The 16,315-nt window shown below is 58.1% G+C and carries 12 protein-coding genes and 1 pseudogene; 6 read left to right on the top strand and 7 right to left on the bottom strand.

The window, feature by feature from the left end:
- Positions 1 to 7: 7 nt before the first annotated feature.
- The 4 genes and pseudogenes from LPU83_RS69360 to LPU83_RS74935 form a co-directional block, all read right to left on the bottom strand.
- Positions 8 to 1,474, bottom strand: coding sequence for a glycosyltransferase (locus tag LPU83_RS69360; protein WP_024315913.1), 1,467 nt, complete (start codon positions 1,472 to 1,474; stop codon positions 8 to 10).
- A gap of 9 nt (positions 1,475 to 1,483) precedes the next feature.
- Complete coding sequence (locus tag LPU83_RS69355) at positions 1,484 to 2,803, bottom strand: nucleotide sugar dehydrogenase (protein WP_024315912.1); 1,320 nt, start codon at positions 2,801 to 2,803, stop codon at positions 1,484 to 1,486.
- A 246-nt stretch (positions 2,804 to 3,049) separates the two neighbouring features.
- A complete protein-coding gene (locus LPU83_RS69350; protein ID WP_112334155.1) occupies positions 3,050 to 3,748 on the bottom strand; it encodes a response regulator transcription factor in 699 nt (232 codons plus the stop codon).
- Between the two features lie 581 nt (positions 3,749 to 4,329).
- Positions 4,330 to 4,498, bottom strand: a pseudogene (locus tag LPU83_RS74935) (3'-5' exonuclease); the annotation flags it as partial.
- A 162-nt stretch (positions 4,499 to 4,660) separates the two neighbouring features.
- Here LPU83_RS74935 and xth point away from each other — a divergent pair.
- Entirely contained in the window at positions 4,661 to 5,452 is a 792-nt protein-coding gene (gene xth, locus LPU83_RS69345) for an exodeoxyribonuclease III (RefSeq protein ID WP_024315910.1), read from the top strand.
- 127 nt (positions 5,453 to 5,579) lie between these two features.
- Here the strand turns inward: xth and LPU83_RS69340 are convergent, their stop codons facing one another.
- Positions 5,580 to 6,461: a hypothetical protein gene (locus LPU83_RS69340; RefSeq protein WP_024315909.1), complete on the bottom strand. Its 882-nt coding sequence runs from the start codon at positions 6,459 to 6,461 to the stop codon at positions 5,580 to 5,582.
- Between the two features lie 397 nt (positions 6,462 to 6,858).
- On the opposite strand from LPU83_RS69340, the gene LPU83_RS69335 reads away from it, so the two are divergent.
- Positions 6,859 to 7,692 carry a class I SAM-dependent methyltransferase gene (locus LPU83_RS69335; protein WP_029710140.1) on the top strand — a complete coding sequence of 278 codons (834 nt, stop codon included), beginning with the start codon at positions 6,859 to 6,861 and terminating at the stop codon, positions 7,690 to 7,692.
- A 190-nt stretch (positions 7,693 to 7,882) separates the two neighbouring features.
- Here the strand turns inward: LPU83_RS69335 and LPU83_RS69330 are convergent, their stop codons facing one another.
- Positions 7,883 to 8,524 carry a DUF1062 domain-containing protein gene (locus LPU83_RS69330; RefSeq protein WP_024315907.1) on the bottom strand — a complete coding sequence of 214 codons (642 nt, stop codon included), beginning with the start codon at positions 8,522 to 8,524 and terminating at the stop codon, positions 7,883 to 7,885.
- Positions 8,525 to 8,578: 54 nt separating this feature from the next.
- On the bottom strand, positions 8,579 to 9,658 hold the full coding sequence (locus LPU83_RS69325; RefSeq protein ID WP_037069542.1) for an IS630 family transposase: 1,080 nt from the start codon (positions 9,656 to 9,658) through the stop codon (positions 8,579 to 8,581).
- A gap of 631 nt (positions 9,659 to 10,289) precedes the next feature.
- On the opposite strand from LPU83_RS69325, the gene hflK (LPU83_RS69320) reads away from it, so the two are divergent.
- Genes hflK (LPU83_RS69320) through LPU83_RS69305 form a run of 4 tightly spaced genes read left to right on the top strand, consistent with a single transcriptional unit; the run spans position 10,290 to position 16,304 of the window.
- The gene (hflK, locus tag LPU83_RS69320; RefSeq protein WP_024318340.1) at positions 10,290 to 12,326 is read left to right on the top strand and encodes a protease modulator HflK; all 2,037 of its coding nucleotides are present in this window, start codon (positions 10,290 to 10,292) and stop codon (positions 12,324 to 12,326) included.
- On the top strand, positions 12,323 to 13,318 hold the full coding sequence (hflC, locus tag LPU83_RS69315) for a protease modulator HflC (protein WP_024318339.1): 996 nt from the start codon (positions 12,323 to 12,325) through the stop codon (positions 13,316 to 13,318). Before hflK (LPU83_RS69320) ends, hflC begins: the two co-directional genes overlap by 4 nt.
- A 2-nt stretch (positions 13,319 to 13,320) precedes the next feature.
- Positions 13,321 to 14,361: a protease modulator HflK gene (gene hflK / locus LPU83_RS69310; protein WP_024318338.1), complete on the top strand. Its 1,041-nt coding sequence runs from the start codon at positions 13,321 to 13,323 to the stop codon at positions 14,359 to 14,361.
- Complete coding sequence (locus tag LPU83_RS69305; protein ID WP_029710439.1) at positions 14,358 to 16,304, top strand: heavy metal translocating P-type ATPase; 1,947 nt, start codon at positions 14,358 to 14,360, stop codon at positions 16,302 to 16,304. The genes hflK (LPU83_RS69310) and LPU83_RS69305 overlap by 4 nt, the downstream gene beginning before the upstream one ends.
- Positions 16,305 to 16,315: the final 11 nt, after the last annotated feature.

Raw genomic sequence — 16,315 nt, 5'->3', positions numbered from 1 at the left:
TTCCAGGTCACATTCTTGCGGTGGAAATCATAAAGGCTGCGAACAAGAGCCAAGCGCTTGCCAGCATGTGAACGTAGGTCGACGACAGGTTTCGCAGACGCTCCGACAGGGAGGCGGAGCGCCTCGCACGTCGTGCCGTGGACTGCCGGGTCCATTTTTGCCGATCGAGACGAAACAGAACGAAGGTTTTGACGAGGGCGCCGCTGATCTGGCTGAAATATAAAAGAAACGGGTATGTGATCGGAAAAGCCGGCCGGAAGGTCGTCAACAGGCAGCAGTAGATGTACCTGGTGAACATAACCCATGCCAGGTAGAGGGGCAGGACGAGTGGGCTGATCAGCACGGCCGACATCACCACGGTTGCGGGGCCGAACAGTGTTGTCCACATCGATATTCGCTGATCGAGCACCGACCACCAGGTGAACCACCCGACGCGATGGGGGCCAAGCGCCAACGCCCTGCCGTTCGTTCGAAGCATGTTGCCGAACCACCGCAGCATCAAAGCGACGGCGGAATCGACGAACCCGGGCTTCGGTTGGCTTTCCATCGAGACGGATCGGACGTCCGGGAGATAGGCCATTTCATAGCCACGCTTAAGCAGCCAGAACCACGTCGACTTGTCGTCTCCAGTCAGGAATTTCACAGTCCCGAGCCGCCAATGCGCCAGCCAGTCATGCTGCACGTTGTCAATGAAGTCTGGGTCGCAGGCGAGCGATGCACGAAAGATCGAGAGCCGTCCCGTTAGCGTCAGCACACGACCGGAAAGTCCCATGGACGACATCATCATATGTCTCTGGGTAAAGCGAAGATTGAACCAGTCGCGAAACAGACGAGATTCTTCGATTTCGCAATCCTCATCCGTTGTCACGGCACCTATTTTAGGATCGACAAAAAATGGAGCGCACGTCTCGACAAGATCTTCCGGAGGGCAGCTGTCACCGTCGATGAGGACGACGATGTCGTCGGGCATCGGGCATTGCCTGGCAATGATGCGCAAGGATGTCGCCAGCGCATCACGCTTGCCAGTTGCCGGTATTCGATCAATGATCAGCCGAACATGAGCGGTCCGGGCCTTCATCAGCGAATAGATTCGTCGAATGAGCCTTTCATCAGCAGTATCGACGATTGAGGCAACAACCGTTGCACCTCCTCTTGACGCGGCAGCAGCATTGAACAGGGAGCGATAGACCCGAGCCGTGACAGCGGTGTCGACCTTGTAGGTCGTCACCAGGAAGAAGGAATGAGCCGGGCGCTGCCGTTCCAGATATCTGCTGGTCACGGCAGCGCGCCGGCGCGGATGCACGATGTGAATGAATATCGTTGCGCGGACAAAGTTGATCGCGCCCCAGCCATATCGCCACATCCCCAGTGTTCCCATCGTCAACACTAGGCTGGCGTTTTCGGCGAGCCGATGAGCGGGAACCGCAACGGCTACGCTTAAGAAGACAAGGATGTAAAGGATATGGCTCAGCACGTTCAGCTCCTACCAGCAGATGCCTGCGTACAGGCCGCCGGAGCGCATCTTCGGATTGATGCGCGTAAGGTCGACAAGACTCTTGGTCGATGCCGCCTCTGTCAGAGGCTCAACTGCTTCCTCGTAGCGGTTGCCGACGAGCAGGATGTCAGCGCCTTCGATTAATTCATCAATCTCGTCGACAAGGCGCTCCTTGAGATCAGGAACAATTCCGTTCCCGCGTCCCGAGCCGCCCATGTTATGTGAGTATGCAACGCTGACACTCGGGTCGTAGACCCTAAGGTCAAAGCCCTTGGAAATGAGCCGCGAGGCGAGCTCAGCGAGTGGGCTTTCGCGCAAATCGTCGGTGCCGGCCTTAAAGCTGATCCCCACCATGCCAATCGACTTTCCGGGCGCATTCTCGACCATCGTCTCTGCGCGCTCGATCTGTCCAGCATTCGCGGTCAGAACCGAGTCGAGGAGCGGTGTGGAGACTTCCCGTTCGCCCGCCAGATGCCGCAGGGCGCGAACGTCCTTGGGCAGGCATGAACCACCGAAGGCAAACCCGGGTCGCATGAAATAGGGCGACATGTTTACCTTGTCGTCAGAACACAACACCTTCAGGACCAATTGGCCGTCGATCCCGCAGGCCTTGGCGATGTTCCCGATCTCATTGGCGAAGGTCACCTTGACAGCTCGCCAGGAATTGCTCGTGTACTTAATCATCTCCGCTGTCGCCAGCGGCACGACATTGCAGGCGCACGGCAGACCGGCGTTAATGTCGCGCAACAGCTGTTCCGTAACGGGATCAATGGTACCGAACACGATAAGGCCCGGATTGTAATTGTCGTCGATTGCTGTGCCTTCCCGGAGGAATTCGGGATAGTACCCGACACCGAACCCGTCGCCGGCGGTCAGTCCCGACACCTGCTCGAGGATAGGAATGCATTCGCTTTCCATGGTGCCGGGAACGATGGTCGAGCGCACCACAACGGAGTGAAACGTCGACTTTTGCCGTATCGCCGCTGCAACATCCTTGCAGGCCTGCTTAACGTAGTTCAAACCGACAGCGCCATCTGACGCGCTGGGCGTGCCGACGCAAATGAAGGTCAGGTCTGTTTCGGCAATGGCGGAACTGACGTCCGTAGTGGCGCTCAGGCGTCCACGTGCGACATTGCGCTCAAGCAGCGGCGTCAGCCCTGTTTCGACAATCGGTGCTTCGCCGGCATTGAGCTTGGCCACCTTGGCCGGGTCGACGTCCACAGCCACGACCGTGTGACCATCTTCCGCCAGGCAGGCCGCAGAAACCACGCCGACGTATCCGATACCAAGTATACTAATTCTTGCCATGACATGTTCCCCACGATTGCATTTGCTCGAAGTAGGCTTGACGTCACGACAGCGCGGTTCTCTGGCGCACCGCTATTTCCGTCAGGCACGTGGGAAGATTACGAAGGTTAATAAAGAATAAAAGTCAGGTAATTAAGAACAAATGTAGGGAAAATGGGAAGGAGGCCGGCAAAATATATAAACACAAATAGCCGGCTAAAGTAGCCAGCTCAATTTATAGCTATATTGTGTGAAGAATACTCAGTTCTAAATCTGATATATGTTAAACCATCCCCTTAGGGCGCCGTATTTAACGATGGACGCGCGAGTGGAGAGGCTGAGCTTATCGGAGCCGCGGGATTTATACGTTTCAACCGTTTTTGTGCTGAGACGCATTTCGGCGGCAATCTCCTTCGTGCTGAACCCATAGGCGATTAGTTTTAGCACGAGTTCTTCGCGCGCGCTCAGGCTGCCTTCGGGCAAACGCGATGGCGTGAGCGTGGCGCCATTAAGAAGCGAGTAGAAGCTGCGAATATGCAGGTCTGGTAGGCATCTAAACACCGACGGGCTGATGTGGTGTTGTCCCGCTGCAACGCGCGAGATCGCGGTATAGATATCTTTGCCATCGTCACTGGTAAAAATCACGCTTGATACACCGTCGACATAGACGTCCTGGATCAGATTCACGCTGGAGTGACTGACAGCGTAGATCAGGTTGAATGGATACTCCGCCTCCGTACTGGCAACACGCCGCAGGGCATTACCAATCCCGATGTCAGCGGAAGTGGCAATTTCGCATATGACGACGGCGGGCAATGTTCGGGCGACGAATTCGTGCAAAGACTCACTGGCGCGTTTCGCGTCAACGAAACACATGCCATGATCAACACACACGCCTGAACGAATTTTTTCGGATAGTTCACCGGATGTGCAAACTACCGAAACACGAATCCTTTTCGTTCCCATGAAAGTTCCTCAATTAAGACGAAACCTCCTCCCGGGCATTACTAATAGGAACTTACTGCATCTCCAGTACATCATGATGTACTGCCTCCATTGACATGCAGAAAGCTAGAGAACGTACCGATAGTTTTAAAAATTACTTAATATGTCAAGAACCATTTTCAATATTTCCGGCTTGTCGTTGTATATTCTTCAATGCGCAGATATCTAACTGATCGTCTATTTGGAATTCCTATGGAGGAATTGGGGCTAGATGGGTGATTACGGAAGCCGAATTGCGCGAAGATCCAGCTAATCCTCACCACTTTCGTGAGAAAGAACTGAATTCACAGCAGGGAAGAGGCACTCAAGCTCGCCGCGGGCTTCAGACGAGTGCAAACTATTCAGGACGACAGCCGCGGGGCTGCACTCGCGCTGGAGTTGAAGCGCTCGCAGCGCGCCGTCCAGCGACCATGGTCAACTGCCGATTGATGAGACCCATGGGGCCAGCCCAGTCCTAGCTCTGACAACTGGTTGATGCAGCGAGGCCTCCCCGACGTCGGTAGTGATATTGGTGCCCGAAACAACGGATAAACTGTCCGGCGTCACGACTTGAAGCGATCGACTGCGGTGAGCCATTTGATCGGCGGATCTGCTTCATCCCATCGATAGATTTCTGCAAATTCTCGTCGAGCATTTCCTCGGCAAGCTCAATCCACCAGGACTCGCCCGGCCATTGCTGACGTCGGACCAACGGCACCCTCGCGCCTTCAGGCTGTGGGCATTCAAGTCTCTTTGTCGAGCATCTCAACAATTCGATCGAAATGATCTGGCTGGTTCATGTTGGTTTCTTGGGCGATTTTTCCGGCCTGTCGTCGTGGTCAAGGAGAGAAAGGTGCCCTACCTGTCGCCTAGCCTCAGGCCCTCGGAGATTGAGTGAAAATAGCCACTTATAACGTCAACGGTATCAACGGCCGCCTAACAGTACTGCTGCGGTGGCTGAAGGAAGACCGCCCCGACATTGTCTGCCTTCAGGAACTCAAGACCGTCGACGAGAGATTTCCGCGCAAAGAACTTCGACGCGTTGGATATGAGGCTGTATGGCACGGCCAGAAGAGCTGGAACGGCGTTGCCATCCTGGCAAAGGGCACGCTGCCACTCTTGACGCGGCGCGGCCTCCCCGGCGATCCTGACGACACGCACAGTCGTTATATCGAGGCTGTTGTGGACGGCCTGTTGATCGGCTGCCTCTATCTTCCGAACGGCAATCCTGCTCCAGGCCCAAAGTTCGACTACAAGCTTCGATGGTTTCAACGCCTGCAGGCCTATGCGGCCGAACTGCTTGAGCTCGAAGTGCCTGCTCTGCTGATCGGCGACTATAATGTCATGCCGACTGATCTCGATGTTTACGCTCCGGAGCGTTGGCGAGACGATGCCCTGTTTCGCCCCGAGGTCCGGGCAGCCTATGCCGAGCTCGTCGGGCAAGGGTGGGTGGATGCGGTACGGCACTTATACCCTGAGGAGCGAATATATACGTTCTGGAAGTATTGGCGGAATTCATTCGAGCGCGACGCGGGTCTGAGGATCGACCATGTTCTGCTCAGTCCTGCTGTCGCTCCGTGCCTGCGCTCAGCAAGTGTCAGGCGGCGACCTCGTGGGTGGGAGCACACCAGCGACCATGCTCCGTTGATGGTCGAACTCGACCTGCCGAAGGCAGCCGGCCAATGAGGGACAGCGAGGCTGCGCTTGAAAGGATCATCGGCTACGGGCACACGCGCCACAAAGACACGACCGAAAAAGGGCAAGACGCCCGGGACTCACTCCTTGATGGGAAGGAAGCGCGTAAAATCCCGGCTCAGATTGAAGCGCCAAGCGCCACTCTTCGCTCCCGAGACCTCGCCCTGCGACGCGCCTCCCGCAATTCTTCGATCGTTGGTTGCCACCAACCACGACCATTCTCATATTCACCCGGCTCCTTTTTCGCGGGCCAGGTATGTATCAGCTCTTCAAGAGAGGCAGAGCGCCACAGTGCCCACACGTGTTCATCGCTCAGATCGGGATAGAGATCGGCCACGGTGGCGGCTTCTACCAGTTCGCCAGTCACCTCGCTGACCACGATAAGGCCGTAACTCCTCGTGGCCACCGGCCTGTTGAGCGGCGGCAAGTCGCTTGCCGGCACCGGAATGCGGTGACGTCTCCGCTCCGATGCGCGCTGCCGCGACCTTTTATCGTCGTCCGTTCCTTTACGAGCTTCGGCACGCTTGCGACGTTCTTCGGGCTCGTTGCGCTTGGCGGCTTCCTCTATGAGCTTCCAGCGGCGCACGAGGTCGTCATAAGAGGCAAAGGGTATATGCCAGACCCTGAGGTCGACATCCCAGCGCGCAAAAGCGACCTGTCGGAGCTCATCGACAATGGTTCGCGAATACGGCGTGCGAACACGAAAGCCGTCCTCTACCACATCCAGATACGGACTGAGGATCGGCTCGAACTCAAAGGCGTCGCGGCCCCTCTCATCGGCGAAGGCATCAGCGCGAGATGCTTCGCGAGCGAGCCACCGGTCTATTCTGCGGCGCGCGGTCGTTCCAGGCACAAACCAGGCTTTGCGTTCGTCGCTCCATCGAGCGCGCGGAAAGGTTTCCCGAAACCGCTGGACAGACATACGGTCGAACGGAAAGGCGACGGATTCACCCGGCCTGCCTCTATCGTCTTCGTGGCGCAACTCGGCTTCGTCACCCATGACGTCCTCTCAGGCATCGTAATAAGAACTCAGATGAAGTGACCGGGTTTCAACAATAATTTTGAAAATGCTGGCCGCGATTATACTTGTACCCGCGATGGTCTGCGCCCGAAAATTGGCGGTCGCGCTCCGACGGGGCCGGGCTTCATCACCGTCACCCGTCCTTATTTTAGTGTTTGCTCACACTAAGAAAGAAGCTCATCATCCCGCACGACTAAGCTGGGGATGACCGCGAGCGCTTTCTTTATTCGGAGACGAACCTTCCGGCTCGCCAACAAAGCGTTTGCGCGGGCGACTGGGAGTGACTGGAGACGCTCACGCGGTCCTGCCCGGGGATTGGCGGCGATGCCGATTTGAGTGGATACAGTTCGGCTGATTTCGTGAGGAGGAGCAGATTATGCAGAACATATCCGCTGCCAATGAATTGGCGTCCGGGCTGGAGGCCGTAAAGGCGCGACAGCAAGCAACTTGGGCATCCGGCGATTATGCAGTCATAGGCACCAGCCTTCAGATTGTGGGGGAATCCTTGCTTGAAGCAATGGACATCCGTTCGGGACAGAAAGTGCTCGATGTGGCGGCTGGAAATGGCAACGCCACGCTCGCGGCAGCGCGGCGATGGTGCGAAGTCACGTCTACCGATTATGTCCCGGCGCTCCTGGAGCGTGGGCGGGCCCGAGCTCAAGCTGATGGTCTGAACGTCAAGTTTCAACCCGCAGACGCCGAAGCGTTGCCGTTCGCAAACAACGAGTTTGACGCTGTCGTGTCGACCTTTGGCGTGATGTTCACTCCGAACCAAGATCTTGCCGCCGCCGAGATGCTTCGGGTGTGCAAGCCAGGCGGCAAGATCGGAATGGCCAATTGGACGCCCGGTGGCTTTGTCGGACAATTATTCAAGATCATTGGAAAGCATATTCCGCCTGCCGCGGGCGTCAAGCCAGCTTCGCTATGGGGAACGGAGGCTCGGCTCGCCGAGCTGTTTTCCTCCGGAGGCACAATCGCTGTAACGCCAGAAGTGTTCAACTTCCGCTACCGGTCGCCTTCGCACTGGATCGACGTTTTCCGCTCCTGGTATGGCCCGGTCCACAAGGCTTTCGCCGCATTGGCCGAACCGCAACAGCAGGAACTCGAAAGCGATTTGCGGGAACTGATCGCGCGTTTCAACAGAGCCGAGGACGATACGATGGTCGTTCCAAGCGAATATCTTGAGGTCGTGGTCACGGTCTTGAAATGATCGAAGCCGCTTGACCATCCAAAAGCCTCGTCGAACTCGCACACATGGTCGTTTCTTTAGAACGTGCAGAGTGCGAAGGAGCGCTTGCCTTCGCTGTCGCAGGCAGTGCGAATAAACGCCTTCAGATCACCTGACGCCGTCGCGATGTCCTTGCGTATAAAGGCCCAAACTCGGTCCCTTGCGTCCTTTGTTATCGATCCGCGATCTCGTCAATCGCCGGCGGTTTCCAAAACAGATCCCTATCCTCCAGATTGGATAGGTCTATCGCTATTCGAAGACCGTCTTTGATGCGCCGCCGCAGTATATCAGTGCGATCTGAATTCGCTTGAAGGAGTCCGGATTCATAGAGCGTGCGCAACCGAGAACGTGAAATTTGTAGCTCGGAGGCGAGCAAGCGATCCAGGCGCATGCTCGCCGAAAACGGAACCGAAAGCTCCATTTCTAAACGTATCCAGCCGGAATCTGCTCGCAGCAACTCCTTGCGGATTTCGAAGCTCGCAAACTCGTCGATCCGTTGAGACTTCTTCTTGAGAGCTTCCAGGTTGAATGTCTCGGCTCGAATCCAGTGCGGGTCGTTGGATTGCAGGGCTTCGAGAATAGCGGGTTCGATGTCGCGAACATTCTTGCGCTCGAAAATCGAACGGTTCCATGTCTTGTCGCAGGTCGTGCATTTGTAGATGAGCCATGCATCAAGCTTGCGACCATTGGCGTTGAGTCTGATCTTGTCGCTGCTTTGGAAGGCTCTCAGACCTCCGCATCCACCGCACATGATCCAAGGCTGCGGCGCGATTTTCGGCACAATGGTCCAGCGGACCTGAAGAGTGTTGCACATATCGTCTTGGTCTTCCGTTCGGAAGTCCACCAAGATGAGTGCATGATAAAGCCCCTAGTCGATTGATTCCAACACTTGGTGCCCTCGTCTGACGGCTGCGATGATGTCGTCAGGGTCTGCCTTCCAGATGAACGGCTTGGGCTGTTCGTTGTGCTCTTTGATAAAGCGGTTGATGGCTGCCTGAAGATCAACAACGGAATGGAAGACACCGTTTTTCAGTCGTCGCCGGGTGAGCTTAGCGAAGAACCCCTCGACGGCGTTCAACCAGGAACAGGATGTCGGAACGAAGTGGAAGGTCCAGCGTGGGTGCCGCGCCAACCAGGCCCGGACTTTGGGCTGTTTGTGTGTGGCGTAGTTGTCCAGGATGACGTGAACCGCCTTGTCCTTCGGCAACTGAGCCTCAATCGTGTTGAGGAAGCGGATGAACTCCTGATGCCGGTGGCGCTGCATGTTGCGGCCGATGACGGAGCCGTCGAGAACATTCAGGGCAGCGAAAAGTGTCGTGGTGCCGTGGCGCTTGTAATCATGGGTCATCGTGCCGGCACGACCCTTCTTCATGGGAAGACCCGGCTGCGTCCTATCCAGCGCCTGGATCTGACTTTTCTCATCGACGGAAAGGACAATCGCATGGGCCGGCGGCGAGACGTAGAGACCGACCACATCGTGAAGCTTCTCGGCGAAAGCCTTGTCGTTCGATAGTTTGAAGCTGCGCCACCGATGCGGTGCGAGACCATGCTCGTGCCAGATCTTGACGACTGAGGATGCCGCAATCCCCACAGCCTTTGCCATCGCACGAACAGTCCAGTGTGTGGCTTCCTGCGTGGGCGGCTCCTGCGTCAGGGCCACAACCCGGTCGACAAGGTCAAGCTCAAGCGGCGCAGTGCCGGGCGGCCGGCTCTTGTCGCGCAAAAGGCCGTCTACGCCTTCCGTCATAAAGCGCTCCTGCCAACGCCAGACGCAGGTCTTCGACTTGCCCGTCGCCTCCATGATCGCGACGGTTCCGAGACCCGCGTCGCTCATCAAAATAAACTTCGCCCGCCACACATGCTTTTGCGGCGAACTGCCCGCCGAAACGATTGCGTTGAGACGAACCCGGTCGTCAGCGGAAACCTCAAATGTGATACCTGTGCGCATGCCAGATCGTCGCATATGCGCGCAAAAATTGGAATCCTAAATCGGACTCTTTTGTCTCGATCAAACCACTAGGGCACGGTATGGCGTTGTTCGGGCGGGAAGAGCTGAGACAGCGGAGCTGCACATGGCACATGTAAACGATGCCAAACCGGTCTCATGCAGCCACCCGATGAACACAGCAATACGACGACAGGCTTGCGCTGCCGCACGTACGGGTGAATCTGGATTGAGACCGGTGCTTACTTGGGCAAAGTCGACCTCTGGATGCCAATGCTCTTCAACCAAAGTGATAACGAAACCGCTTCGGCAATTGAAGTCTCTCAATGAAATATCAATCGAGTTGAAACCGCGCTGCGGCATTTCTGCAACTTTGCGGCGTTGGTACATCTATAGCGCACGTCGTTCGGAGCGCGGATCTTATCCGAGTGAAATCCCGATGTCGTCCATCTGATCCGGCGAGCCGTGGCAATACGCCGACCTTGATCAACTAACGTCAGACCTTGCGGGCAGAAGGATGATACGTAATAACGTATCCCTGGATTTCGAGCCAAACGCTTCGAACATAACAATTGAAGTCTCTTATGGGGTCCGCTGCCAATTGATCGCAGCGCTAGCGAGGCAGATACAAAGCATGGCAACGCCTAAAACGAATTGCGACGAAACGCAGCGCCCCTCTGACTTCAAAGACCGCGCAGACTTCCAACTTGCGGCGGCTCACGCGCATGATCTTGCAAGTCAGGGCTTCAGCATGTCGATTTTCGCAGCTCTGCTGTTGTTCGGCGCTCTGATTGCCAACACATTCAGTCTGAACGCAATCTGGATCGCTTTCTTCTGCAATAACGCGGCTGCGCTTGTCCTGTTCGGTGCTGGACTACGATCCGCCTACGACGTGGTCCAATGGCGTCAACAGAAAGCCGGGCTGCCCAGCCGCCCGCTCGCTAGGCCGATGCGGTGGTTCGTCGCTTTCGTGAGTTCGCCGTGGTCGTTCCCGAACACGGAGGAGCCTGATCGCTTTGAGCGCTGGACCGGGAGTGCATTGTCCGTAGGCCAGGCGCTCTTCTTGCGCATCGGCGCCCGCCCGCTCTGGGTGTTCGGCCTTTCGCTGTTGGCATGCCTCATCGTGTCTTCCGACTGGACTTTGACGACGGACGACATAACGATCGGAACGCCGGCCTTCCTCATCGTCGCGGCCTGTCTGGCATTCGCCTTCTTTCTGCTGGTGACGGAGAGGAGGCTCGCCGCCATCGATGCCGAGGAATGGCCGGAGGCAAGCACAATTTCACAATTGGCACGCGTGCCGATTTTCGTGCTCGTCATGTCTTGCTTCTGCCTCTTCCTGAGCGCCCGCGGATCGGGATTGTCCGTCAAGCTCCTGGCGGCGCTGGGCGGCTTTATTGCTCTTGTCGGGCTCGAGTTTCTACTCCGCGCGATCGTCTCGATGTTCCGCCCGCAAAACAACAACCGCGAGCCGTCGTTGATCACCAACAGTCTTGTCGCGAACCTCCTTCAATGGCCGCCTCAGCCCTGGATTGGCATCCAGACGGAATTACGCACCAGGCACGGTATCGATCTTCGCCAGATTTGGGCCTTTTCATTCATTCGCAAGGCCGCTCCCGCAATCGTTCTCGGAACGATCGTTCTGGGCTGGTTGTTGAGCGGCGTCCGCGAGATCCCCATGACTGGCCGGGGCGTCTATGAAAGGTTCGGCAAGGCCGAGGCAATCCTGCATTCCGGTCTTCACATCGGCCTTCCCTGGCCGTTTGGCCGCGTCGTTCTCCTCGACAATGGCAGCGTGCACGAACTGGCCACCTCCGTCAGCACGGCGGATGGCAACGAGCCGCCGACGAATGCCGAGGGACCAGCGCCAGAAAGTGCCAACCGGCTGTGGGATGCCTCGCACATCAGCGAGAAATCGCAAGTCATCGCCAGCGGCACTGGTGGCAAGCAAAGTTTTCAGATCGTCAACATGGACGTGCGCTTCGTCTACCGCATTGGTCTTTCGGATCGGGCCGCGATGAAGGCGGCCTATCGGGTTGCCGATCTGCCAGGATTGATCGAGAGCACCGCAAACCGCGTCCTCGTGCATGACTTTGCCAAAAGGACGCTCAACGACGTCTTAAGCGAAGGCCGGTTGTCGCTGGCGAATGATGTTGCCTCGGCGGTCCAGAAAAATATGGATGAGCTGAACAGTGGCATCGAAATCCTGGCGGTCATCATCGAGGCCATCCATCCTCCCGCCGGCGCGGCCAACGCCTTTCACGGGGTCCAGGCGGCGCAGATCGGCGCGGAAACGCTGGTGGCCCGGGAGCGGGGAACGGCAGCCGAACAGACGAATGAGGCTCAATTGAATGCCAGCCTCCGACAGGACAGCGCCACAGCGGCTGCAAGAGAAAACATAGCGGCTTCGCAAGTCGCAAAGCTGCGCTTTCAAGCCGATCAGTCGGCCTACCGTTTGGCGGGGCAAGCATTCTTGACAGAGGAATACTTCAATCAGCTGACACTGGGGCTATCGCGCGCGAAGGCTCTCGTCCTCGATCACCGCATCGGCGCAAGCATCGCTCCGACCTTCGATCTTCGAAACATGATCTTGCCGGTCGATCCAGACACAAACCAAGACACACGTGCAAAGCCCAGCACCCCCTACCAAAGTGAAGAAACCAGCCCATGACCGACGCACATGCTCATCCGGACTCAGACCATCACGATCACCATTCTCACGATCGCGACGAGACCATGCCGTTCCGATGGTCTCGTCTGGTCGTCGCAATCGTGATCGTATCGATCATCCTGGTGGCCGCCTGCCTCGTGCAGGTCCAATCGGGGGCCGCGACCATCATCACCAGATTCGGCAATCCGATGCGTGTTCTGACCGATCCTGGCCTGGCGTTCCGGCTTCCCATTCCCTTGGAGAACACCATCAATGTCGATCTACGCGCCAGATCGACATCGAGCGGCCTTCAGGATGTCGGAACAAAGGATGGATTGCGCATCATCGCGCAGGCCTATGCGATCTGGCAGGTGCCGCAGGACCCGGATGCAATCAAGCGCTTCGTTCGCTCGGTCCAGAATCAACCTGATTTGGCAGCAGCGCAAATCCGCACGTTCCTTGGATCGTCGCTCGAAACTGCCGCCAGCAATTTCGACTTGTCGTCGCTGATCAATCCCGATCCCGACAAGCTCCGGATCAATGCGCTGGAAGCGCAACTCAAAGCCCAGATCACACAGCAATTGCTCGACACTTACGGCTTGCAGGTTGTCGATATCGGCATCGAGCGCCTGACCTTGCCCGCAGTGACGTTGAATGCCACGGTCGACCGCATGCGGGCCGAGCGCGAGACGATCGCCACCGAGCGCGCGGCGGTCGGCAAACGCAAGGCAGCCGAGATCCGCTCCGCAGCCGAACGCGACGCGAGAGTTCTGCAGGCGGACGCGACCGTGAAAGCCGCCGACATAGAGGCCAGATCCCGTGTCGAAGCGGCACAGATCTACGGGGCTGCCTACAAAAGTGCCCCGGAGCTTTATGAACTGCTCCGCTCCCTCGATACGCTCGGGACGATCGTCAATTCCAACACACGCCTTGTCCTGCGCACGGATGCTGCACCTTTTCGGGCTTTGGTCGATGGACCGCCCAAGGTCTCGTCAACAGGCGAGGCGCATTAGAGATGCGAACGACCAGGGATCGGAATTCGATGGCGCAGTACCAAGCTGTTCATCTGGTATCTTTGCTGTTATCCGCAGTCATGGTGCTCGCGGCCGGCGGCTGGGCGACATCCAATATCAGGGAGATCGCGCCACAAAACCGGGCTGTAGTCCTGCGCCTGGGCGCTTTGAACCGAGTGCAGGAATCCGGTTTGTTGTGGGCCCTGCCCGCGCCTTTCGAAAAGGTTTTGCTTCTTCCGGCGTCCGCCACCGTCTTGGAACACCCGATCAATGGATTGTTGCGCTCGCCCGCGGCTCAGATCGGCGATGCTGATGTCTCGACGCAGAGCGACGCCCTGGCGGGGTCAGGATATCTGCTGACGGCTGATGCCAGTGTCGTTCAGCTCGACGTCCGGGTCTTCTACAGGGTGACCGACCCGTTCGCCTACGCTCTACAGCAGGAGCACGTCCTTCCAGCGTTGGACCGCCTTGCCACCCGCAGTGCCGTTGTGATCTGCGCCTCAAGAGACCTCGACAGCATTCTAGTCGCGCGCCCGGAGCTGGTCGCCTCCGACAACGGCGTCGCCGAGCGGCGCGAACGTTTGCGGGCCGACCTGGTAAACAGCATCAACAGCAGTCTGAGCGCCCTGAAATCGAGGGGCATGGGCCTCGGGATCGAGATCGACCGAGCCGACGTGCAATCCGCACTTCCGGCAACCGCCGTCAGCGCGTTCGATCAGGTACTGACCGCAAGCCAGCAGGCAGAGCAGGCGATTGCGTCAGCACAAAACGATGCGGAGAAAGACAGGCAGGCCGCCGATCAGGAGGCCGACCGGATCGTGCAGGTGGCGCAGGCCCAATCCAGCGAACGGCTGGCAAAGGCGCGCACCGATACGGCCACCGCCATCGGCTTTGCAAGCGCTCAAGGGTCCGATAGCGATCCCGGTCTTCTCTGGCGCCTCTATCGAGATCGCGTTGCAAAGATCCTGTCACAGGCAGGCTCGGTGGTCACGGTCGACCCCGGGGACGACGCGCGCCTCATTCTGCAGGGAGCCGACAAATGAGTATCGCGACGGATCATTCGCATGGCTCCCATGGCCACTCGCACCACCATCATGGCCATGTGCTGAGCGCCGGCCTGCTGACGGCCAATGAAAAACAGGCAGCAGCCGTTCAACTTACCGCCGCCATGATCGCTTTGAGCCTGCTCGCTCTCGGGGTCGCATGGCGCTGGCTTGCACCGAACGAAGAGAGCGTCAGCCAGCTTCTGCTCGCGGCCGCCTCGCTCATCGTCGCGGTTCCAGTCATCCGGTCCGGTTGGCACAGCCTGCGCCATCCGAGCCTTCACGGCATCACCGATCAGTTGATCGCTTTGGCGATGCTGGCCGCCTGGGCGACAGGCGACCTTTTGACCGCCGCCCTTCTCCCGATCATCATGATTTTCGGACATGTGCTGGAGGAGCGCAGCGTCATCGGATCAAAAGAGGCGATGGATGCGCTAGCCCGCCTGACCCGCAACCATGCGCGATTGATCACCTCGGACGGTGGGATGCGAGAGGTCGATAACATCGTCCTGGAGCCGGGCGATCTGGTGGAGGTCAGAGCGGGAGACCGCATCCCTGCCGACGGTCGTGTCCGGAAAGGACAGGCAAGCCTCGACATCGCTCCGATCACCGGCGAATCCGTGCCTCTCGAGGTCTCTACCGGAATGGAGGTCTTCGGCGGTGCGATCAATCTGGACGGCCGCCTGGAGATCGAGGTGACCCGAACGGGCGAGCATTCCACCCTTGGGAAGGTCATTGCCCTGATGCAGCGCGCGGAAAACTCAAAGCCACCGATCACCCGGCTGCTGGAGCGTTACGCGCAGCAATATCTGGGTTTCGTCTTGACGGTGGCGGCCATCGCTTGGTTCCTTACCTACAACGACCAGATCATGCTGGCGATCCTGGTGGCGGCCTGCCCGTGTGCCCTGGTCTTGTCTGCGCCGGCAACGGCGATTGCCGGTATCGCTGTCGCGGCGCGGCACGGCATCCTCATCCGCAGCTCGGCATTTCTCGAAGAACTGGCGGACCTAACCTCCCTGGTCATCGACAAGACCGGTACCCTCACCTTCGGCCGGCTTCGGCTGCAAGAGATCCGACTGACCGGGAATGTGGATCGGGACGCCGTTCTGGCTTTGGCCGCATCCTTGGGCGCTGCCAGCAGCCATCCGGTTAGCCGAGCCATGGCTTCGCTCATCAGCCATGACGCATATTATCCGTTAACGAATGTCAGGGAGATCCAAGGCCTGGGTGTGGTTGCCGTCGGAAGCGCTGGCGAAGTCGCTCTTGGACGCCCCGAACTGTTTGAACACATCTGCGTCGGTGCTCCCTCTGTTCCTTTACACGACGGTCCGCTCGCCGGGATATCCATCGACGGAGACTTTGTCGCCTGGTTCCTCTTGTCGGACACCATCAAGCCGGAAGCCGCGGACGCAATGACGGAGTTGCGGGCGCTCGGGCTCAACCGTCAGCTTCTGCTGACCGGCGACCGTCAGTCGGTCGCGCAGGCTTTGGCGCGCGAGGTTGGCATTGATGACGTCGTGGCTCAGGCCCTGCCTGCCGACAAGCTGAAACGTGTCTTGAGCGAGACGAAAAACGGCTTCAAACCTCTTGTCGTCGGCGACGGGATCAACGACTCGCTCGCCCTCAAGGCCGGTGCCGTCGGGATCGCGATGGGCGCCGGCGGAGCGGATATCGCGCTGGCCTCTTCGGACATCATCCTGATTGGCAGCGATTTGCGACGGCTCGGCACTTGCATCCGCCTCAGCAGACTATGCCGACAGACTTTGAAAACCAACGTCATCATGGGCCTTGGCTGGACCATCGCGATCGTCGCATTGGCGGGATTTGGCTTTCTTGGAACGGCGGGAGCCGTCGTCGCGGCGATCCTGCACAATTTCAGCACCATGCTGGTGCTCGCCAATGCCGGCCGGATGATGAGATATGACGAACCACTGACGGCATGAGGCAAGATCTG

The organism is Rhizobium favelukesii (genome assembly GCF_000577275.2).
In the GTDB taxonomy this organism is placed as follows: domain Bacteria; phylum Pseudomonadota; class Alphaproteobacteria; order Rhizobiales; family Rhizobiaceae; genus Rhizobium; species Rhizobium favelukesii.
The sequence above is the reverse complement of the archived record's forward strand: the minus strand, read 5'-3'. Positions and strand labels throughout refer to the sequence as shown.

Bases quoted from the DNA above. Each gene is read 5' to 3' on its own strand.
- LPU83_RS69355 (WP_024315912.1), bottom strand. From the start codon at position 2,803: ATGGCAAGAATTAGTATACTTGGTATCGGATACGTCGGCGTGGTTTCT.
- LPU83_RS69350 (WP_112334155.1), bottom strand. From the start codon at position 3,748: ATGGGAACGAAAAGGATTCGTGTTTCGGTAGTTTGCACATCCGGTGAA.
- LPU83_RS69340 (WP_024315909.1), bottom strand. From the start codon at position 6,461: ATGGGTGACGAAGCCGAGTTGCGCCACGAAGACGATAGAGGCAGGCCG.
- LPU83_RS69335 (WP_029710140.1), top strand. From the start codon at position 6,859: ATGCAGAACATATCCGCTGCCAATGAATTGGCGTCCGGGCTGGAGGCC.
- LPU83_RS69330 (WP_024315907.1), bottom strand. From the start codon at position 8,524: ATGTGCAACACTCTTCAGGTCCGCTGGACCATTGTGCCGAAAATCGCG.
- LPU83_RS69325 (WP_037069542.1), bottom strand. From the start codon at position 9,658: ATGCGCACAGGTATCACATTTGAGGTTTCCGCTGACGACCGGGTTCGT.
- hflK (WP_024318340.1), top strand. From the start codon at position 10,290: ATGGCAACGCCTAAAACGAATTGCGACGAAACGCAGCGCCCCTCTGAC.
- hflC (WP_024318339.1), top strand. From the start codon at position 12,323: ATGACCGACGCACATGCTCATCCGGACTCAGACCATCACGATCACCAT.
- hflK (WP_024318338.1), top strand. From the start codon at position 13,321: ATGCGAACGACCAGGGATCGGAATTCGATGGCGCAGTACCAAGCTGTT.
- LPU83_RS69305 (WP_029710439.1), top strand. From the start codon at position 14,358: ATGAGTATCGCGACGGATCATTCGCATGGCTCCCATGGCCACTCGCAC.